This is a genomic window from Sandaracinaceae bacterium, assembly GCA_020633055.1.
In the GTDB taxonomy this organism is placed as follows: Bacteria; Myxococcota_A; Polyangia; order Polyangiales; family Houyiibacteriaceae; genus JADJJE01.
Map to the genome: position 1 here is coordinate 157072 of JACKEJ010000010.1, position 21086 is coordinate 178157.

14 protein-coding genes are annotated in these 21086 nt (G+C 71.6%); 7 read left to right on the plus strand and 7 right to left on the minus strand.

The annotated features are described in order from the left end of the window. Positions 1–36: 36 nt before the first annotated feature. Entirely contained in the window at positions 37–1128 is a 1092-nt protein-coding gene (locus H6726_23115; GenBank protein ID MCB9660554.1) for an SIR2 family protein, read from the plus strand. Between the two features lie 78 nt (positions 1129–1206). Further along, positions 1207–5475: a HEAT repeat domain-containing protein gene (locus H6726_23120; GenBank protein ID MCB9660555.1), complete on the plus strand. Its 4269-nt coding sequence runs from the start codon at positions 1207–1209 to the stop codon at positions 5473–5475. Between the two features lie 38 nt (positions 5476–5513). Here H6726_23120 and H6726_23125 read toward each other — a convergent pair whose 3' ends face one another. The 3 genes from H6726_23125 to H6726_23135 all read right to left on the minus strand — a co-directional run bounded on the left by H6726_23125 (position 5514) and on the right by H6726_23135 (position 9208). Next, complete coding sequence (locus H6726_23125) at positions 5514–6371, minus strand: hypothetical protein (GenBank protein ID MCB9660556.1); 858 nt, start codon at positions 6369–6371, stop codon at positions 5514–5516. Beyond that, positions 6368–7741 carry an AAA family ATPase gene (locus tag H6726_23130; protein MCB9660557.1) on the minus strand — a complete coding sequence of 458 codons (1374 nt, stop codon included), beginning with the start codon at positions 7739–7741 and terminating at the stop codon, positions 6368–6370. Before H6726_23130 ends, H6726_23125 begins: the two co-directional genes overlap by 4 nt. A 63-nt stretch (positions 7742–7804) precedes the next feature. Next, positions 7805–9208, minus strand: a complete 1404-nt coding sequence (locus H6726_23135; GenBank protein MCB9660558.1) for a hypothetical protein — start codon at positions 9206–9208, stop codon at positions 7805–7807. A gap of 140 nt (positions 9209–9348) precedes the next feature. Here H6726_23135 and H6726_23140 point away from each other — a divergent pair, with 140 nt between their 5' ends. Both H6726_23140 and H6726_23145 read left to right on the plus strand, forming a co-directional pair. Continuing rightward, on the plus strand, positions 9349–10359 hold the full coding sequence (locus H6726_23140; GenBank protein MCB9660559.1) for an AAA family ATPase: 1011 nt from the start codon (positions 9349–9351) through the stop codon (positions 10357–10359). Continuing rightward, positions 10356–10946 (plus strand): hypothetical protein, encoded by a 591-nt coding sequence (locus H6726_23145; GenBank protein MCB9660560.1) that lies wholly within the window; start codon positions 10356–10358, stop codon positions 10944–10946. Before H6726_23140 ends, H6726_23145 begins: the two co-directional genes overlap by 4 nt. A 50-nt stretch (positions 10947–10996) precedes the next feature. Here H6726_23145 and H6726_23150 read toward each other — a convergent pair whose 3' ends face one another. After that, positions 10997–11602: an MBL fold metallo-hydrolase gene (locus H6726_23150; protein MCB9660561.1), complete on the minus strand. Its 606-nt coding sequence runs from the start codon at positions 11600–11602 to the stop codon at positions 10997–10999. A 61-nt stretch (positions 11603–11663) separates the two neighbouring features. Next, a complete protein-coding gene (locus H6726_23155) occupies positions 11664–12455 on the minus strand; it encodes a hypothetical protein (protein MCB9660562.1) in 792 nt (263 codons plus the stop codon). Positions 12456–13185: 730 nt separating this feature from the next. Between H6726_23155 and H6726_23160 the strand changes: the two genes are divergently transcribed. The 3 genes from H6726_23160 (at position 13186) to H6726_23170 (ending at position 16384) form a co-directional block, all read left to right on the plus strand. Beyond that, entirely contained in the window at positions 13186–14592 is a 1407-nt protein-coding gene (locus tag H6726_23160) for a radical SAM protein (GenBank protein ID MCB9660563.1), read from the plus strand. Then, positions 14589–15182, plus strand: coding sequence for an AAA family ATPase (locus tag H6726_23165; protein MCB9660564.1), 594 nt, complete (start codon positions 14589–14591; stop codon positions 15180–15182). The genes H6726_23160 and H6726_23165 overlap by 4 nt, the downstream gene beginning before the upstream one ends. Positions 15183–15277: 95 nt before the next feature. After that, positions 15278–16384 carry a hypothetical protein gene (locus H6726_23170; GenBank protein ID MCB9660565.1) on the plus strand — a complete coding sequence of 369 codons (1107 nt, stop codon included), beginning with the start codon at positions 15278–15280 and terminating at the stop codon, positions 16382–16384. Between the two features lie 33 nt (positions 16385–16417). Here the strand turns inward: H6726_23170 and H6726_23175 are convergent, their stop codons facing one another. Together H6726_23175 and H6726_23180 are read right to left on the minus strand one after the other, a co-directional pair. Further along, the gene (locus tag H6726_23175) at positions 16418–19363 is read right to left on the minus strand and encodes a TonB-dependent receptor (GenBank protein MCB9660566.1); all 2946 of its coding nucleotides are present in this window, start codon (positions 19361–19363) and stop codon (positions 16418–16420) included. A gap of 59 nt (positions 19364–19422) precedes the next feature. After that, entirely contained in the window at positions 19423–21036 is a 1614-nt protein-coding gene (locus H6726_23180) for a serine/threonine protein kinase (protein MCB9660567.1), read from the minus strand. Positions 21037–21086 lie beyond the last annotated feature (50 nt).

The following is a 21086-nucleotide window of genomic DNA, read 5'->3' on the forward strand; positions in this document are numbered from 1 at the left end:
CGTGCTCGGCGCGACGTGGGGTACGCTGGGCGGACCATGAGCACCGCAGAGACCTTCGACCTGCTGGCCGACACCCTGGAGCGCCGCTTCGAGGCGGGCGACAAGCGCACGGTGCTCATCATGGGGGCGGGCTTCCATCACCACCTGCGCGGGCACCTGGCGGGGGCCACGCAGGACCCGAGTGGCGCGCTGTGGCGCTTGTTCACGGACTGGAACGGGCTCTTGAGCCGCATCGCCGAGGACTACGAGATCCCCGTCCTGCGCCACGAGGACCCCGCCGCCACGTGGGAGAGCCTCGTCATCCGCATCTCCACGCAGAAGCGCGACAGCGCGGCGCGGCGCAGCGGGGTGCAGAGCGCGGTGCACGACGCCGAGGACGACGCGCTGGACGTGCTGGCCGAGCGGCTGGCGGAGCTGCCCTTCGACGAGACGCACCTGACGGGCTTGGGCCAGAAGCTGCTCGAGGGCTACCGCGACGTCATCAACCTCAACATCGACCGCACCCTGCAGCTGGCGCTGAGCGCCGCGGGGGCCACCGTGCGCGAGCCGAAGAAGAGCGCCGCCAAGGACGCGCTCAGCATCCCGAGCGCCACGTGGACCAAGGGCGAGCGCGCCGGGCGCGTGTGGCAGCTGCACGGGTGCGCGTCCCGACCGCGGCAGATCGTGCTGGGCACGCGCGCGTACGGCCAAAGCATGACGCGCCTGGGCGTGCTGTGGGACCAAGCCAAGTCGGCCGAGCGGCGCTGGCCCGGAGCGCCCGGCGTGGGCCGCTGGACACCCGCCGACGCCACGCGCTGGATCGAGGCCCGCCGCGCCATCGAGCCCTTCGACCCCGGCCGCGCGCCCCTCTCGTCGCTGGACCTGTTCCTGCAGAGCGACCTGGTGTTCGTGGGCACCAGCCTGGACCGCGCCGAGACGGACCTGTGGTGGGCCCTCCACCAGCGCATGCGCAACTTGTGCCGCGTGCGCGTGTCCGACCGGCCGCGCACGTTCGTGCTCACCCAGCGCGTGGACGGGCCCGACCCCAAGGCGCGTCACCTGATGACGGGGCCGGCGGGCATCCGGCCTGTGTTGTTCGAGAGCTGGGACGAGCTGTGGGCGACGGTGCTGGGCCGGTGGTGGGTGTAGGGGGTCCGCGGAGCTCGTCTGCGGGGCGGTGCGCGTTCGGCGCTGGACGGTCCGGAGCACGGCCGTAGGATGGACCGCGTGACCGTGAACGCCGAGGCCCTGCGAGACCTGCGTCGTTGGGACATGGCGACGGGCGTGCAGCGGGTGCAGTCGCTGTGCGCCGCGCTGCCGACATGCGGAGACCGGGACGCGCTGCGCGCCTCGGCGGCCGCCCTGCCCCGTCACGTAGAGGGCCTCCCGGCAGAGGTGAGCCTGGCGCTGGCCGAGCTCGCCCTCGAGCTGGCGCCGTACGAGCCCACCCTGCCGGATGACGTGAGCGCGCTCGCGCCGCACCTGCAGGTCGCGTGGCACCGGGCGGGGCTCGCGAGCGGCTCCACCGAGACCCTCGCTGAGATCGGCGACGAGCAGCTGCGGCGGGCGGTGACAGGTTGGTCCTTGGATGCGTGGGTGGCGCCTACGCTCGTCCTGGAGCGCCTGCTGGGCGCACGCTGCGGGCAGCTACGCGCGCTCGGGCTCGGCATGCTGCCCAGCGCGGTGCACAGCCTCGCGGCCACGCCTGTCCAAGCGCTGCGGTGGACGACGCGACTCGCCGCGGATCCGGAGCCGCACGTGCGGGAGGCGGCTGTCGCGCTGCTCGGCGCGAGCTGGGTCCATGGTGGGACGTTCCAGGACGCGCGCGAGCGGCGCCGCGCCATCACCACCGCGCTCGCGGACACGGACGCCGGCGTTGCTCGGGCGGCATTGCGCGCGAGCACGACGATCGGCGCCTGCCGTGAGGCGACCGATGCGCTGCGAACGCTGCTCCAGGATCCCGGCCACGCGTTGAGAAGCGAAGCGCTCGAGGCCCTTGGTGAGATCGCGGAGGACTCGGATGTGGACCTCGCGCTCGCGCTCGGCGAGTCCGACCCGCTCCTGTTCGGCCCTGCGGTGCGCCACTTCTTGCTGGCCACGCACCGGCGCGGCGTGTTCGTGCGGGACTCCCATGTGGACGCGGTGCTGCGCTGCTTCGACGCCCACCACGCGTGGACGGCGGAGGAGCTGGTGCGCGTCACCTACATCGCGAGGGCGACGCTGGTGGAGCGCCTCTCGCAGCTCCCGGCGGACGACCCGCGCTGGCGCCGGCGCGCGGCGGTCCTCGGGAGCAGCGTGGGCACGGGCGCGCACCAGCTCCTCGAGCGCTTGCTGGGCGAGGTGAGGTCCCCCTCGAACGCGGTGGCGCTCATCCACGCCGCGTCGTGCAGCCCGGAGTACAGCGCAGAGCTCCCCCTGCTGCGCTTGCTCGATGAGCACCCCGAGCCCGTGCTACGCGTGCTGGAGCTGAAGGGCGGACCGGAGACCTACGAGCGCGTGCTGGGCCTCGCCCTGGACCCCGCTGCCCCGACCGCCACGCGGGTGCAGGCGACACGGGTCGCGTGGGCCCTGTCCACCGACCGCGACCGCTTGCTGCGCGACATGACCACGGTGCTGGGGCCGCGCGCGGCGGGCTTGTTTCTCCCCGCGCGACGCGAGCCGCAAGACTCGAGGGTCGCGGTCGTACTCACCGAGGTGGATTGGGACCCGCCCACCGGTGACCCGGTGCTCGCCGTCGAGGTCTTCAACTTGCTGTGTGAGTGTGGCGAGTACCCGCACCTGCCGCGCGTCGTCGCGCTGTTCCGCCAACAGGTGGAGCGCTGCGTGCAGCTCGCGCTCGAAGGCGACTTCACCGTGAAACGGCAGACGCTGCCCGAGCTCGAGCAGCAGCTGTATCGCTTTGGTCGACGCATGGTGGACGCTGGCCGGACGCTTCGGCGGTACCACGAAGATGGGCCGGAGACCGGACGCGACCTGGTGCTGCGCGTGGCGCTCGACTGGCTGGACGAGGCCCCCGCGCCCGCCGTGTGCGTGGCCCTGCTCGAGATCATCGCGCGCCACGAGCCCACGGGGATGACGCTGCGACGCATCGAGCCGCTGTGGCGGCACCGTTCGCGCGAGGTGCAGCGCGCGGCGATCGCGGCCATCCTGAGCGCGGGCGAGGGCGCGCGAGGACTCGAGCTGTCGCTGTGTCTGCTGAGCACCAACGCCGAGGCACGCATCGTGGTGCAGGCCCTACAGGCCATCGGGACGTTGCGCGCCACGTGGGCCGAGCCCATGGCGCTCGCCGCGCTGGAGCGGCCCGAGATGATGGTGAAGAAAGAGGCGGCCCGCGCGCTGGCACAGGTCGGTGGCCCGCGGGCCGTGGCGCCGCTCTTGGCCTGGCTCGGGCGGCACGACAACCGCGCGTTTCGAGCCGACCTCTCCGCAGCGTTGGCACACGCGGCCGGCACAGCGCACGCGGCCGTGCTGGTGGAGGCGCTGGCCTCGCCAGGCGAGGCCGACGACGGGGAACACGGCGCGGCCGAAGTGACAAGCGTGAGCGACCCACGGCGCACCGCGCTCCTGCACGACGCGCTTTCGGGCGTGCTGCCCATGAGCGCCGCGCTGCGCCTGTCCCGGTCGACACGTCCGTGCGATCGAGCGCTCGTCGAGGCATGTCTGGCAGGCGAGGTGGCGCTGGCCGACGCGGACGCCACGTCGTTCGCGGCTGCGCTGCATCGCGCGCGGGGAGCACGTGAGCATCGGACCACGGACCCAGCGCGCCGCCTGCGGGTGGAGGGCTTCTCGGCCGACGCGGCGCGGGAGCTGCTCGGGCGCTCGTCCGAGCAGCTGGTGGCGGCGCTTCCAGTGGTGCGCCACGGCTTGGCGGACTGGGTGACGTGGATGATGGCCGACCCTGGTGTGGTCAGCGCGCACCCACACGCGCTCGAGCTGGTGCTCGACGCCGCGCACGGACCACAGCACGAGCACTTCGGTGCGCTGATGGCCTTGGCCGAGGTGCGCGCAGAGCATGTTCCCCCGCGCGCGTTGGTCGCGTTCGTCGAGCGTTGCATCGTGCCCTCGGGGGACACCCTGCTGCGTGCCCGCGCGGTCATGCTCCTGCGCACCGCGCCCATGGGGGACGGCGTGAGCGGACGTCGCCGCTTTGGGCTCTTGGCCAAGCTGGGGGCGGTGCGGGACAACAGCGACGTCGTGCGCTGCCTCGACGCAGCGCGCTGCGGGCCCGACTACGCGGGCGAGTCTGCGGCGCTGCTCGCCGAGGCGCTCCAGCTGCCCGCGCGGACGGCCAGCGAGTCCGACGCGCTCCGGGCGCTGCGCGAGGAGGTCGAGGCGTTCTTCCGCTGGCCACACGAAGAGCAGGCGCGATGGCTGGAAGCGGCGCTCGTGCGGCGCCCGCTGGACGTGTTCGTTGGACCCGAGCAAGCGCCACGCCGTGAGGCAGCGGAGCCCAAGGACGCCCGCGCGCTCGCCGCGCTGCTGCGCACCCTGGCCGAGGAGGACCCGCAGGCGCAGACCCTCGCGGCGAGCCGAATCCTCGCGTGGCCCGACGCGACCGACGCTTGGCCCGCGGTGCTCTCGGCCTACCTGGCGGGACGCATCCGGGTGAGCCACGCGCAGCGTGCACCGCTCGCCACCGTGCTCATGGCGTGGCCAGAGGGCGCGACCGCTCGACGGGCCGCGGCGACGCTGTTCCCGCACTGTCCCCCGTGGCAGCAGCGCGCGTTCGTGTCGACGTGGGTGCGCCGCTGGTTGGATGGCGATCAAGGGCTCACGGAGCAGCTCGCATCGACCCCAGAGGACCTCTTGCTCCCGCACGCGCGCGACGCGGCCGAGCGCGGCGACTACCGACTCGTGCGCTGCCTCGCGCCTAGCAGCTCGGTGGCGCTGCGCCATTTCCGGGAGTGGCTCGAGCCGCGGTCGTCCGACGACGCGGCGCGGCTCCATCCCCGCACCAGCATCTCGTCCCACATCGACGCTGGCACGGGGCGTGGCTCGGACGACCCGCTCTTGGGGTTGGACGCGACGGGCCTGGCCGCGCTCATCGGGCAGCGTGATGTGAAGAAGGGGCTCGCCGTGCGTGCCATCCACGCGCTTGCTGGACACGGCGACGCGGCCATCGGCCCTCTCTCTGCGCTGGCGCTGAACGACCGAGCGCACGTCCGCAGCACCGCGTTGCGCGCCCTGAAGAAGGTGGCGCCACGCAGCGTGACCTTGCCCGTGACGCTGGACGCCCTCGCCGTGGAGACCCGACACGACGTCGTCGTGCAGCTGCTGAAGAGCCTCGGACACGCGCGCCACGAGCCGGCCCTGCCCGCCCTGCTGGAGCACTGCACGCATGCGGACGCACGCATCGCACGGGGCGCGCACGAGGCCCTGCGCGGCTGGGGCCCCAGCGCCATCCCTGCCGTGCGAGCGGCCGCACGACGTGCGCGCCCAGACCGTCGCGGCACGTACGAGGCGCTGCTGCGCGCGCTGGAGACGGATGCTGGATAGGATGCAGTCGGCCACAGCCGGTGACTGGCCGACTTGCGTCACACCGCTGGCGCGGACGGGGGCACGGGCGACGCGAACTGCGCCACGAACGCAGCGACCGCCGGCATGGCGCGCAGCTCGTTGAGCATCCACCACCGAGCGAAGGGGAATGCCACACCCCGGCGGAGCACGTGCGCGCAGAGGTCGTCCCACTCGGTGGTCGTTGCGGGACCGGCCCCCTGAGCCACCGCCAAGAATGGTTGTGCGTCGCGCCAGACCCCGACCCACTCGTTGGTCACCTCGTCCACCGTGCCGCCCACATCGACGATGCGCGCCGTATACGCCCCCCGGGGCGTCAAGGGGACCAGCGTCCAGGACCACAACGCCGGCGCGATGCTGCGGTCCACGGGCGCCCAGCGTAGGTGCCGGTGGGGATCGTCTCGCCGCGGGTCGAGGAGCTTCGCGGTCTCGTCACCCAGGCGGCCGACGGACGCCTCATAGTCCAGCATCGAGCCCGGCGGGGTCAGCGCGCAGGACTCGTCTTCGAGCGCAAAGTGGTTGCCCTTGAAGGACGAACCGTTGCACGTGCCGCACGCGAACACGAGGTTCTCCCAGGTCCATGTCAGCCACCAGTAGCGCTCATCGTCCACGCTGCGGTCCTCGCGCAGCCGGAGCTTTTTCGGCCGGAAGTGCTCGATGGGCAGCGACGCGAAGCCACATGGGCGCTCGCAGTAGGCGCAGCGCTTGTTCTGGTCCACGAAGAGCTGCGCCTTGACGCCAGACGCATCGTAGCCGTCGAGGAGCGCGCGGACAGCGACCGTATCGCCGCGCGCGTGCGCGTCAATTGCCTTCTGGAGCTTCCTCGTGCGTACCGTGGCGAGCGCGGCTGGCTCGCTCGAGAAGCGGACGGGGATCATTCGCCAGCAGCATCCGCTGCGCCGGGTAGCGCAAGCCGCTCGGAGGGCTCGGTCTCGACCTGGATGCCGCCCTGGGCGAGCACTGCCTTCAAACGCCCGAGCTGCGTCTCCTCCGCATCTGTCCGGAAAGGGTCTGTCGCGATGCGTGAGTATTCTTGAAGCGTCTCGCCTTGCGGGTGCAGGGTCAGGCGGTCCACGCCGAACCAGTCGCGGTAGATGGCGGTGCCCGTGAGCGTCCGCGGGTCGGGCTCACCGCTCAGGTCCACCGGTTCATCCGGACCGAGAGGCTGTAGCAAGCCGCTCTCCCGCTCGTGGACCATGCGGACTACGTCCCCGGAGATCCGGTCGTGGCCAAGACGGACAATCTCCTCGCGGCGCACACCTGCCAGGATGACGGGCGAGTGAGTGCTCACGACGAACTGGACGTTGGGGAACACGGCGCGCAGAGCGTCGACCAAGCCCGCCTGCCACACAGGGTGGAGGAAGGCGTCAATCTCGTCGATGAGGGCCACTCCATGGATGTCCCGTGTGCTGCGCAGCTCGGGGTTCACCAGCATGGCGTGCCCAATGAAGTCGGAGATCCAGGCCAGGATGGACTGATAGCCATGGGAGAGTGCCGTCGCCGGTAGCTTGTACGCGTTGGCTCCCAGCCGACACTCGAAGCGGTCGCGCTCCAACAGGTCATGCCCGCTCTTGACGCCGCCTGACCCGCGGAGCTCGATTCCAGAGATCATCGGCGCCAGCGCCTCGTGCGCTTGGAGGGCATCGCGGAGAACCTTGGCGAACGAGGCATCCGGGCCAGCCGGGAACAGCTCCGCGAACGCCAGCGAGTGAAGCGCCGCGCGAGGCTGGAAGAGAGACTCCATGCGCTCGATGGCAGGCTGCTGAAGGGATGACGAGTACGTGGGGGCCGGCAGGAAGCGGGACACACCGTAGGCGGCAACGAAGAGGTCTCCCGTGTTCGAAGCCCGGTGCTCGTCGAGATCGTCGACCGTGACGTTGCCCGCAGGATGATCGACCCTCAACGTCGCCTGGTTCCGCTGCAGCGTGACCTGAGCCTCGAGCGACCGAGCGGCCAGGTCAGAGGATGGTTGAGCCGCGAAGCGCGCGGTGATCCTCATCGGCTCGTCCGAGTCGTCCTCGAGTCGGCGCCGGTCGTAGAGCTGTCCAATGACCGGCTTGGCGAGCGAGTTGACCAACAGCCGCCCGGCCGAGGCCATCGCGATGGCTTGCAGGATGGAGCTCTTGGCCGTGCCGTTCTCGCCAATGAGCACGGTCCACATGCGCGGCTCACCCGCGACGTCCTCGAACGAAAGCCGAAAGTCGCGGAGCAGCTTGAGATTCTGGATGTGGAGGTCGCGGAGGAACATGCCGTTGGCTCGACCCAGGCTACCGCATCCCGTGTCGCGGCACCAAGCCGAAGCCCCGGCGACTCAGGGCCACGGCGCGAACGACGGCTGATGCGACGGCACCACCTTCGTGGCGTACTCGCGCAGCTTCGCGAGCCTCTCGTCCAGGAGCGTGCTGGTGACGCCGAGCGCGGACGCCATCCCGCCGAGCAGGTCCGCGAACGCGTCGAACTGGAACACCCCCGGGCGCGCGGGGTCCTCGTAGAGCTTGTAGGGCGACGTCGCCGCGTCTTCGAGCACGGCCAGTGCGTCGCGCCCAGCGAGCAGCGCCTCAAAACGGCTGGGCGCCTCGCGACCCGCGCGCACCTCGTACAGCCACCACCACAGGGGCCGCCCTTCGACGCGCTCGTCGAGGGACCCCTGGGGGTCGAGGCCCAGCGCGCGCTCGTTGCCGTCGATGCCGCTGAACAGCCCGGCGCGCCCGAACGCTTGATACAAGCCCGGCGCGGGCCCACCGCGCAGCAGCCCCGCGCGCTCGCGCAGCACGGCGCGTGCCTCGTCCGAGAGGTCGGCCGGGTCCAGCAGGTGCGGGGGTGTGGCCGCCCCAGCCGCAGCGATGGCCACCGTCCAGCTCTCGGCTTCGGGGCGCACCTCGGGCGGCAGACGCTCGACGAGGGCGAGGTGCGCGGCGAGGTCCCCGCGCCGCGTAGTCGCGCCACCCAGGATCTGCGTGCGCACGCGCGCCAGCGCGCCATCGAGGAACGGCAGCCCCGCCACCACGGGCTTGGGCAGCGGCGCGAGGGCCGCGTCCAGCACGTCGTCCATGCGCTGAGGGCTCGCGAGCATCACGCCCAGCGCGGCGCAGATTCCCACTGGGGCCTTGTCGCCCACCGCGTCGAGCAGCGGGTCCACAGGGGCGCCCAGGTATCCCAGCGCCAGCAGCAGCGACGCGCGCGTGGCCGCGTGACGCTCCACCGCGAGGCGAGCGACGAGAGCCGGGACCGACGTAGCCGCCTCACCAGGGACCCACGCGAGCGCGAACGCGGCGCCCGCGCGCACACCTGCGTCGGTGTCGCCCAGGCGTTCGCAGATGGGCGCCGCGAGGGCCGCCACCGCAGCCTGCGTCGCGCGCATGGGGCCGATGTCCGTGCGCGTGAGACCCGCCAGCGGCAGCCCCCGGGCCACGTGCAGGCGGTGGTTGCCCGCCGCCATGTCGCCGAGCACACCCAGCACCTGCCCCAGCTGCGGCGCGAGCTCGCCCGGAGCGTCGAGGCGCGCCGCGAGGACGGGCACGAGCGTAAGCGCAACGTCCAAGAAAGGCATCCCGTAGCCGCCGTTCACCGCCACGGCGCGGAAGTGGATGTCCTTGAGCGCACGGGCTCGGACGCGCGCATCGGGGGAATCCAGCTTCTCGAGCAACCCCGGGATCACCCCACCCGTGCGCGGTCCGAAGGGCGTGTCGAACGAGTCCCAGTCGATGTCGCTCATGGTGCGGGCGATGCTACGGAGCGGCTGGTGCCTTGCCAAGACGGGACTCGGCCAGCGTTCGCGTGGGACGGCGGGTGGTCCCAAGGCGGCGTGGACGACGAAGTGGGTCAGCCTCCGGCTTCCGTGATAGCGTCCGCGCCGTGTCGATCAAGCGGCTGCATCTGAAGGACTTCACGGCGTTTCGGAGTGCGGAGTTCGAGTTCGCCGCCGGGGTGAACGTCTTCATTGGCGCCAACGCGACGGGCAAGACCCACGTGATGAAGGCCCTCTACGCGACGCTCAAGGCGACGGAGGACAAGCTCTCCGCCTCGGGACTCGACGTGCGCCTCAAGGAGAAGCTCGCGCGCGTGTTCCGACCCGACGACATGAACATCGGCCGCCTCGGTCACCGCGTGGGAGCCGGGCACCGGAGCGCGACCGTACGGGTGGTCGACGACGACAAGCGAGAAGTGGCGTTCACGGTCTACACGAGGAACGCGCAGCTGAAAGTCACCAAGAGCAGCATGCGGGAGCCCCCCGCGCCCATCTTTCTCCCGTCACGTGAAGCGCTCGCGATGTACGAAGGTTTCATCGCCGCCTACCAGGCTCGGGAGCTGTCGTTCGACGAGACGTACTTCGACCTGGCGGTGGCGCTGTCGGCTGCGGCGGTCCGAGGCGCCAAGCCGCCAGTGATCACGGAGGTGCTCAAGGAGCTCGAAAGTGCGCTGGGCGGGAAGGTGTCGCTGACCGGCGACCGCTTCTACGTGGGTACCCTCGAGGCCCACCTGGTGTCTGAGGGGATGCGAAAGCTCGCGAGCGTCGTCCGCTTGCTCACGAACAACGAGCTGCGCCAGCGCGGTGTGCTCTTCTGGGATGAACCCGAGGCCAACCTCAACCCGCAGCTGTCCGTCATCGTGGCGCGCGTGCTGCAGCGGCTCGCTTCCGAGGGCATTCAAGTCTTCGTGGCCACGCACGACTACTTGGTCGCCGAGAGCCTCGGCCTGCTCGCCGCGGAGGCCGACGCGCCTCCCATGCGCTTCTTCTCGTTCACGCGCGCGCCGGGTCATGAAGCCGTCGAAGTCGAGGGCGCAAGCGACCTCGACGACCTCGAGCGGAACCTCATCCGAGAAGAGTTCCTCAGGCACTACGACCGGGTGCGGGGCGCTGGATGACCGTGGTGGTGCAGGAGGGGGCGTTGCAGCTGACCGTCGCGTCGGAGCGCGTCCTCAAGTGGGACGACCATCGCGCTTTCTCGGATGGCCTCAAGCGGCGCGCAGGCACCAAGGCGGTCGACGTGTGCGCCGTCGTCGACGGTGTGGGGCCAATCTACCTCGAGCTGAAGGACTTCCGCGCCAGCGCCATCGAGAACGCCGATCGCACGCGGTCTGGGGCCCTGGCGCAAGAGGTCGCCGAGAAGGTACGGGACACCCTCGCAGGGCTGGTCTGGGCGTGCGGCCGAGGCATCGGCGAGAGCTACCACGAAACCCTCGTAGGGAGCTTCCTGCGCCCTGGTGACGGCGCCAAACCCATCGTGGTCCTGTGGCTCGAAGAGGACACCGCTGATCCGGGTGGTGCCTCCGCCCTTCAGGACGCCATACGCAAGGCGCTTCGGCCTCACATCCTAGCGAAGGTGATCGTCACTTCGACCCATCTCGAAGCGCGCTCCAGTGCGCCGCTGCAGTGGCTTCACGCGACGGGCCTCCCCTCTGCGCACGTGGCGCGTCGGGGAGCACGGAAGAGCCGCCCACGGACGCGCTGACCGCTGCGACCACGCAACTCCCATCGACGTGGCCATCGCCGGCCGGCGGCTCAACCGTCCAGCGACCGGGCCAGCTCCGCCAGCGCGCGATGCCCGTCGCGGAACACGGGCCATCCGTCACCCACCAGCACGGCCTCCACGCGCTCCAGCGCAGCCAAACGCCGCACGGAGTCCACCGCCCGCGCGCGGTCCACCAGCTTCGCATCCGGAAGCATGGTCAGCGCCGCGGCCCGATGTGCGCGCACGAGGTCCCCGGTGATGAGCGTGGTGTCGTCCACCAGCAGCGCGAGCTCGCCCGGGGTCTTGCTGCCGTGCAGCTCCAGCGCCACCACGCCGGGAACCACCAGGTCGCCTTCGCCAACGAAGCGGCCACACGCGACCGGGAACCCCGCGCTCTCCCCGCGCGGGCCCACCACCTCGGCGCCGAAGCGCGCTGACAGCTCTTCCGTCGCGCGCGTGTGGTCGCTGTTGGTCACCACGATGGTGGTCACGGCCCCGAGCGCCTCCACGTGCGCCAGGTCGTGCGCCGACAAGGGCAGCGGGTCCACCAGCAGCACGCCTTCGTCGCGGACAAGCGCGTACCCGTGGAAGTCGATGTTGCGCGCTTCGTCGAAGCGGGACCAAGAGAACAGGTCGGGGCGGTGCAGGGTCTTCATGGTTTTCGCAACAGTCGGAGAGAACTGCACGCCGCGCAAGCGGTCACGCGTTCGGCGGGACTCACGTGAAGACAGCGGGCGCCCCCGCCTCGACCACGCGGCGCGCCCCGTCCACGTCCACCGCCGCTGTCACCAGCAGGTCCTGCAGCAGGGACTCGGGCAAGCACACCTGGAACTTGGACACGCGCCCGCGCACCGCGCCCTCGGCGTGCTTCCGCGCGTCTTCCAGCGTTGGGTGCCCCTCGCTCCGCCAGCGCCCGAGCAGCGCCCGCACCGCGGCGGCGCTCTTGCCCGCCTCTTCCTTCAGCGTCACCAGCGCGTCCACCAGCGCCGGGCTGAACGGGTACAGCTGCCGGAAGGCCGCGCCGTCGAGCGCGCCCAGCATGGTGTCCCACGAGTCACCGGCCCCGCGCCGCAGCATCTCGAACGCGGCGTCCAGCTGGGCACGGGCGGCCGCATCCTTGGGGCGCACCACACGCTTCTCCACCACGGCGGGCAGGTTGCGATCCTCCAGCTTGATGGAGTCGAAGCGCCCCTCCCAGTGCTCCAGCGACTCGTGCAGGCGCGCGCTCTCGTCGCCCGCGTACTCCTCCATGAAGTGCGACTTACCGCTGCCGAAGCTGCCGTGCAGATACGCCGCCTGGCTCTTCCCGTCGCGCAGCGCGCTGCCCACCAACCCCAGCGCCCGGTCGAAAGCGTCCACCAACGGCGGCGTCGCCACGAAGTCCCCCGCCGTCTTCTCGGGGTCGTCCACCCCCTCCGTCAGCTTCAGGACAAAGTCGCCCTTCCGCACCTGGTCCGGCAGGTCGAGCAGGTCACGAACACGGGGGCTGGCAGAAGGCGGGGTGGCCATGAAGCAGGGGTCTCGCTAAAGCGCGTCGCGGAGGGCGGGAGGACGCCAGAGCGGAACCTCCCGCGATGGCGGCATAGTCAACCTGTCCGCTCGACGGGGGGAAGTTCACGGAGCCCCTCGGCGGGCTCCGCGGACACGTCGCCCGCGCCGTCGAAACCGGCTCATGTCAGCGCTCGAACGGTTCCCGCCGGGGGACGCGTGGCCGACTCAGCTGCCTTCGCGCAGCGTTGTGGGCACCGGCTTCGTAATACCGTGCCGGCGTGTCCGAGTCCGTCTCGCGCCTTGCGACCGACCTTGGGGGGACCTGCTGCGGGTGAACCTCGTCGGCGAGCAAGGCGTGCCCACGCTGGTGGACTTCGGGTTCGCGGCCCGTGTGCGGCGATAGAGCGGCGGCGCGCGGCGTGGCGAGGTGGTGGGGACGCCGCCCTCCATGGCGCCCGAGGCCTACGTGGGGCACCGCCACCGCCGCTTCCTGGCGCGGAGAGCACCGCGCCGTTGGGTGTGGACTTCGTGGCTTGCGCGAGCTTGCCCCGCTCGTGGACCCTCGAAGTGGTCGTCGGCAGCCAAGGTTTGCGCCGACGCCAAGAGCCCGAGCGCAGCGCCCCGAGAGAATTCTGCACCACCGGTGAGCCGGTTTCGCAGCCCTGGCGACGTGTCCGCCGCCAGGGTCGTCACATCGAGGTGAGCGGCCCCATGGCGACAAGACACCGTCCTGGAGTCTCGCACCGCGATGGACACACGCCGCCGCATCTCCCTTCCGCTACACCCCCTCCCCTCTCCGCAACGCGCGACCGAACACCGACGCGTCGTCCTGGTGGACTTTCACTGGACGCGCGACAAGGACCCGCGCGTGCCGCTCGGACACGCCTCGCTGCTCGCGGCGCTAACCGCGCAGCTCACGCTGGACGTCCGGTCGCTGGTGATCCCCGTGAACCGCCCGGGCAGCGACGCCTCCAGCGTGGTCCGCAGCATCCTCGCGGCCACGCGCGACTCCGCACCGTCCACGGTCGACGTGGCCTTCGGCGCGTACGTGTGGGGCGAGTCCCTGCTGCGCGATGTGCTGCGACGCCTGCGCTCCGCGGGCTTCCGCGGCCGCATCATCGTGGGCGGCCCCCAAGTGTCCTACGCCAGCGAAGGCCTCGAGCAGCTGTACCCCGAGGCGGATGCGTTCATCCGCGGCTACGGCGAGCACGCCCTCACGGAGCTGGCCTCGACCGCCGAGCGCCGCGACATCCCCGGTGTGCACTTGCGCGGCGAGCTGGACCGCGGCGCGCAGGCGAAGGTGGACCTCGAGTCGCTCCCGTCGCCATGGCTCGGGGGCATCGTGAAGGTCCCGGCGAGCGGCTTCGTCCGCTGGGAGACGCAGCGCGGCTGCCCCTTCCGCTGCGCCTTCTGCCAGCACCGCGAAGCGGGGGCGCGGTTGCCGCGGCGCACCCTCTCAAGCACACGCATCCAGGCGGAGATCGACATGTTCTGCGACCTGGGCGTGACAGACATCGCGGTGTTGGACCCCATCTTCAACCTCGGGCCGCACGCCGTGGAGGTGCTGGAGCGCTTCGCCACGCGGGGCTTCCGAGGCCGCCTCTCGCTGCAGTGCCGCGCCGAGGGCATGCGTCCCGAGTTCCTGGACGCCGCCGCGCAACTGAACGTGTGCCTGGAGTTCGGCCTGCAGACCATCCACGAAGACGAAGGGCGCGCGGTGGACCGGCGCAACGACATCGCACGCGTAGACCGGACGCTCGCGGCGGTGCGCGAGCGGGGCATCGCCCACGAGGTGTCGCTCATCTTCGGCCTGCCCCACCAGACGCTCGCGTCGTTCCAGGACAGCGTGGGCTGGTGCCTGGAACGACACGTACCGGTGCTGAAGGCGTTCCCCCTGCTCCTGCTGCGCGGCACCGCGCTCGAGCGCGACCGCGCGCGCTGGGGCTTGTGCGCCACGGACGGTGAGATGCCCCTCGTGACGCACTCGAACACATTCACGCACGAGGATTGGCGGCAGATGGCGCGGCTGTCCGACGCCCTGCGTCTGACCGAAGGCAACCACCCAACCACGATCGAAGCGCTGGTGGCGAGGTCCGCCGGCCTCGAGCCAGACCTCTTCCGCTGGCTGCCCGACGCGAACGAGGTGGCTGCATGATCCAGAGCAAACCCATGTTCATCGTCCTCGAAGGGCTCGACGGGTCAGGCAAGAGCACTTGCGCCGCGGGCATGGCCTCCGCGCTGGGGGCCACGCTGCTGACGACCCCGTCGCCTGAGGTGAGGCGCTACCGCGACGACCTCGTGCGCAGCCTGCAGCCCAGCCAGGAGGCGGCGCAGCTGTTCTACCTGGCGACGGTGTTCGCCGCGTCGAAGAGCATCACCGACGTGCTCGCAAGCGGGCGGTCCGTGGTGTTGGACCGCTACTTCCTGTCCACCCAGGCTTACGCCGCGTTCAGGGGGTCGCGCCTCGACGTGGACGACCTGCAGGCGGCGCTGTGTCCGGCCGACGTCACGCTGTACGTGGACGTGTCCCTCGAGACCCGCTTGGCACGACTGCGAGCCCGTGGAGCAACCGAGGCGGACCTCGAGACCATCACCCCCGATGCGGACCACCGGCTGCGCGAAGAACACATGCGGCGCGCGCACCTGCCCGTGGTCGGTCGCTTCGTACGCCTCGACGGACAGGCCGGCGACGCCGCGCACGTGCGGGCGAACGCGCTCCGCGCCGTGGGGGAGATGTCACGCTGACGAACGCAGACGCACTCGTCAGCGTTGATTCGGAGCTGGCAGCGCCTCGCCGCTGGCCCCTTCAGGCGCGCCGAGACGCGGAGTACACTCCCGCCATGACGTTCCGCCACGCATGTGTCGGGGCTGCGCTCGTGGGGGCGCTGACCCTTGCTCCGCAGGCCGGGGGCGACCGGGCCACGGTCGCGGCCCAGCACACACACCAGCACGCGCGCCCGGTGAACCCGTGTCAGCTCACGGGGACCCACGTGTCGGGCGTGGTCTCGGTCGACCTGCGCGACGGGAGGCACGCCGAGCTGCTGCTGGTGGACGTCAGCGCCACCGTGTCGATGGCACCCTCGCTGGCCGACGTGATGGTGCACGTGACAGCCCCCCTGACGTTCTCCGGGCGCTTCGTGACGCGCGACCTCGGTGGCCCCGCGGCCTACCTGCGCCGCACGTACCGGGCTCCGCACGGAGGCGTGCGGCTGGACGGCAACGCGCCCTTCGAGATCACGCTCTCGAGCGACCCTTCGCACGCGCGCGCGCGGCTGCCGTCTCCCTTCGGCGATGGCGTCATCTCGATCCCGGTGCCGTGCTCGGCGCTGCACGCAGGCGCCCCGCGCACCGACATGCGCACGCCGCCAGCGGAGGCGCACCCGCGCTATGTGCAGCTGGCCCCCGGCACCACCGTCCTGTCGGGCGCGGGCACTGGCCACGAGCTGGCGCGCATCGAGCGCAGCGACAGCTCGCGCGCCCCCGTCACCTTCATCGGCACGGTCGGCGAGACGCGCAGCGGCTTCACGCGGGTGTCGCTGCGGGGCGGGCCCATCCACATCGACGGGTTCGTGCCAGCGGGGAGCGGCGCAGCGCTCGATCCGGCCGTGGACCCCGCCGACTACGCTGCCCTGTACTCTCCCACGCTCGAGGCGGTGAGCACCCTACGGCGCGTACGCCTGCCGGCCGGGACACCCGTCTACGCCAGCCCGAGCGCCGAGCACAGCTGGACCAACCTGACCGCGCCGCTGGACGTGTACCTGCGGGCAGCGGACGGCCCACGCAGCGCCATCGTGCTCGCGGCCGAGCAGCTCGCCATCCACCCCTGTCGCTTCGACGGCGTGGCGGGGCGCCCTCCGTGCGGCGGCGCGCGCGACCTCCCTCCCCTCAGCCTGCGCACATGCACGGCCGATGGCTGCACCGACGTGGCGTACGTCAACCCGCCCTGACGGCCCAGCAGCCCCCGGAGCCCACAGCAGCGCTCACAAGTCGAGCGACACCGACAGCATCACCCGCCGGCCGCGCTGCGGCATCGTCCGCGACGCAAACGGATTCACGGGCAGGTCCGACTGCCAGTCGAACAGGTTGTACACGCCGATGGCGTAGTTGAGCCCCAACTCGCCAACGACGCCGGTGAGCACCACGTCGGCGATGACCGCCCAGCCGCTGTCGTCGAGCCCGCTCAGGTCGATGCGGCGTGGGGCGTCCACGCTTACGCGCGCGGCGGCGCGCAGCAGGCGGTCCACGATGGGGAACACGGCCCGGGTGGAGGCGTACAGATACGGCGCGTTCGGCACGCGGCGGCTCGGCACCACGCCGTCGCCGGTGGGTGACTCCAGGTAGCGCGCGGCGAGGTAGCCCAGCTGCGCGGCCAGCATCCAGCCGTCGCGGAACTCGCGGCGCGCCTCCACGTCGGCGCCGAGGTTGAGCTGGTCCACCCGGCTGTTGGCGAAGTAGAGCAGGCCCACGCCGTCGGGGTCTTGCGCGGGGGGCACCTGCCGCGACTCGATGAAGTCCTGCGCGAACTGCGCGTGCAGGGACAGCAGCAGGCTCCAGTCCTCGTCCAGCTGGCGCGTGTACTCGAGCTCCCCCGAGTACAGCGTCTCGGGCGAGAGCTTGCCGCCGCAGCACGAGCTGGCCAGCGTGGTGAACCCCCCGTCTTCGTAGAACAGCTCGTAGATGCTGGGGGCCCGGAACGAGCGACCGGCCAGCACCTTGAGCGTGTCGTGCTCGGTGGGGCGCAGCACGACGGCCAGGCGCGGGTTGAACGAGCCGAAGCTGTCCGTGGGCTCGGGCAAGAGCCAGCCGTCGACGCGCCCGCCGAGCGAGACCTTGACCCTGTCGTTGGGCGTCCAGTCCCCGAGGACGTAGCCCGCCAGGGTGCTGAAGTGCGTGTCGAGGCTGAGCACGGGGCTCATCACTCCCGCGCTGTCGGCCTCCACGGAGTGGACGCGCACGACGGGGTGGTGCGTGGCCTCGGCGCCGGCCGAGAGACGGAAGTGCTCTCCGATGCGCACCGCGAGGCGCGCCTCGCCGCCCACCCAGACGCCCCCGTAGGTCTCGCCGTAGGCCTGCTCGAAGGCGTCCCCCGTGACGTCGTCCTCGCTGTCGTAGATGTAGTCCAGGTTGAAGTACGTGACGTTCGCGAACACGCGCGTGCGCAGCTGCACGGTGTCCGAGAGGCGCGGCTCGAAGCGCAGCTCGAGCAGGCCGCGGTGGTCGTCGTAGTTGTTCTCGGTGCGGCCGAAGATGGTGTCGAACGAGCCGGTGGGGATGTCGATGGTGCGCGCCGTGTAGAAGAGCTGCAGCGTGAACGGGCCGGCCCACGCGCGGATGTTGCCGGTCACCGCGTCGAAGCGCTCCACGTGCTCCGCCACGTTGCGCTCCTCCGTACCGTCGCCGTCCGCATCGAACAGCAGCCCCACCGTGCGCCCGCCCGAGCGCGCCACGGACACCGACGCCCGGAAGCCCGCGTCGTCCGACAGCCGCACGTTCCCGAAGGCCCGCGCGCGCGCCACGTTTCCGTCTGCCAGCGAGAGCGCGAAGCGCGCGCCCGTGGGGAGGTCCTGGGCCCGGGGGACCAGGTTCACGACGCCCGACACGGCACCCGTGCCGTACAACACGGAACCCGCGCCGCGCACGATCTCGATGCGCTCCACGTCGCCCAGGTCCACGCGCGCGTCGTAGCCGATGAACGCCTGCTGGAGGATGTTCTCGTTCAGCGTGGCCCCGTCCGACAAGATGAGCAGGCGGTTGTTGTAGTCGTTCGGCTGCCCGATGCCGCGCACCGACGCGTTGGTGTAGATGCTGTCGTCGGTGATGGCGAAGCCGCGCTGCCCACGCAGGGCCTCCGCCACGGTGGGGTAGCGGAACGCGTCCAGCTCCACCGCGGTGACGATGGACACGGACGCCGGGGCCTCGTCCACGGACTCGGTCTCGCGCGACGCGGCGCTCACCTCGCGCACGGTGCGCAGCCGCAGGTCGGTCAGCTCCACCTGCTCGTCGCGCGCGACGTCCACCTCCACCACCTCGGGCTCGTAGCCGCGCGCCGACACGCTCACCCGGCGGCGCCCCACGGGCACCCCGGAGGCCACCACGGGCGTGAAGCCCACCGTGGCGTCGTCGATGCGCACCTGCGCGCCTTCGACGTCGGCGCGCACCACGATGGAGCCCGTCTGCGGCGCCAGGCTGGTGTCCACGCGCGTGGTCTCGCCTTCCACCACCGTCACGGCCCGCACCGTGGGCTCGTGCCCCTCGGCGCTGATCTGGAGCACGTGCGGCCCCGGCGCGAGCCGCAGCTCGCATGGCAGCACGCACGCCACGGCGCCCTCCTCCGCGTCCACCCGCACCTCGGCCCCGACGTGCCCGCGCAGCCGGACCACGCCCACGATGCGCGGGAGGTCGAGGCGCACCGTGTGCCGCTGCCCCACCTGCACCGTGACGGGCTCGCTGGTGGCGTCGTGATGCCCCACGAGGCGCGCGAGGATGCGGTACGTGCCGGCCGGGAGCGCGATGACCTGCGGCGCGGTGCCGACCGACCCCAAGTCGAAGCGGTCGACGAACACGGTGGCGGCCTCGGGCGTGGTCTGCACGTCGATCAGCGCCACACGCTGCGCGATGTCGGTCATGGCCGCCGCGATGCGCTCGCGTGCCTCGGTGTCCTCCTCGGCTGCGAGTGCCGACGCGTAGTAGCGGTAGGCCTCCGGGTACATCTCGAGGCGCTGATACGTGCGCGCGATGTTGAACACCACGTTGTGGTTGGGCACCAGGCGGTTGGACGCCAGGTAGTGCTCGAGCGCGCCGAGGAAGTTGCCCACGCGGTAGGCCTCGTTGCCGAGCCGGAAGTGGAGGTCCGCCTCGTCCGCCGTGCCGTCCGCGTGCACGTGGGCAGCCGGGGCCGCGGCGCACGTGAGGACGGCGAGGAGCAACAGTCGGACCCAGAGAGGGCAGCGTGGAGCGCCCTTCGCAACGCGAGCGGGGGCCATGCCTACCTCGACTGGCGCAGGTCGTTGTCGTGGATGCGCGGGGGAGCGTCGGGCGTGGCGCCGGACGGCGTGCGGCGCGCGCGCATCGTGGCTGGCGTCCGCCCCGGCAGCGCTTCGAGCTCGACGCGCGGCGGCGGGGGCTGCGACGTGAAGGTGACGACACGCGGCTGGTATCCGTCGGCGCTGACCACCAGGGTGTGCGGCGATCCGTCGAGCTCCATCTCGACGTCGACCGTGCCCACCCCCGCGGGCTGTCCGTCCAGCTCGAGCGTGGCCGTGTCGGGGCTGCTGACCACGACCACGCGCACGGGCGCGGGCGCTGCAAGCGGATGGGCGGGTTCGTCCGCGACGGGCATGACCTCTGGCGTGGCGGGCCCCGGGGAGTCGGTCGCTCCTGACGCGGCCACGTCGGAAACCTCGTCGCCGCCGGCGGCAGGGGACGAGCGCGAGCTGCTGGGGTCGCGCGGCCAGACCAGCACCAGCAGCGCCAGCACCAAGCTGCCCCCGAGCGCCCCGAGCATGAGCCTCCCTCGTCGACGCTCCGGCTCGACCTCGGGCCGCGTGGACATGGGAGGCACCCGGATGACCGTGTCGCTGCTGCCGTCGACGCGCCGCCACGACACGGTGGAGGACGCGTCGCGGGTGGGCAGCGTCTCGTCCACCGAGTCCATCTGGGAGCGCCATGCCGTGGTTTCGTCATGGCGCAGCGCTTGATAGGCCGTGACGGCCTGCGGCGTGGCGAACGGCAGCAGCGCCTCCGCGAACGCGTCCATGTCGGGGTAGCGCTGGTCCGCGTCCACCGAGAGCGCCTTGAGCAGCACGGCGTCGAGGGCCTCCGGGATGTCGGGGGCGTAGGCCGAAGGCGCGCGCGTGATGCCCTGGGTCACCTCGTACAGGATGCCGACCACGTTCTCGCTCTCGAACGGGAGCGCCCCCGTGATGCACTCGTAGATCACGAGCGCCAGCGAGTATTGGTCCGCACGCGCGTCCACGCTGGTGGCGCCCCGCGCCTGCTCGGGCGACATGTACTGCGGCGTGCCGAGCACCGACGTGACGGCCGTGATGGCGGGGATGCCGTCGGTCGTGACCTTGGAGACCCCGAAGTCCAGCAGCTTGGGCACCGAGCGCCCGCTCGGGCTGCGGGCGATGAACACGTTGTCCGGCTTGATGTCGCGGTGGATGACGCCGCTGCGGTGCGTCTCGGCCAGCGCCGCCGCGATGGGCAGCAGCATGTCGAGCGTGCGCGCGATGGGGATGCGGCTGCCGGACGCGACCCCGCGCAGGAGCGTCTCGCCCTCCAACAGCTCCATCACCAGGTAGGGAACGCCGTCGTGCTCGCCCACGTCCGTGACCTCGACCACGTGCGGATGGCGGATGCGCGACGCCGCCTCGCCCTCGCGCAGGAAGCGGTCGCGGATGGACGCGTTCTCGGCCATGTCCGGCAGCAGCACCTTCACGGCCACGCTCTTCTTGAGCGCCCGATGGACTGCCTCGTACACCTCGGCCATGCCGCCCGCCCCGATGCGCCGGACGAGCTCGTACTGCCCGAGCGTCTGGCCGCTACAGGAGCCGAGGTTCGACGAGAGTCGTGACGCGTTGTCGGTAGGGGTCGTCATGGGCGCCCGAGAACTCAGATTCCCCGCATATTGCCCCATCTCGGGGCTAC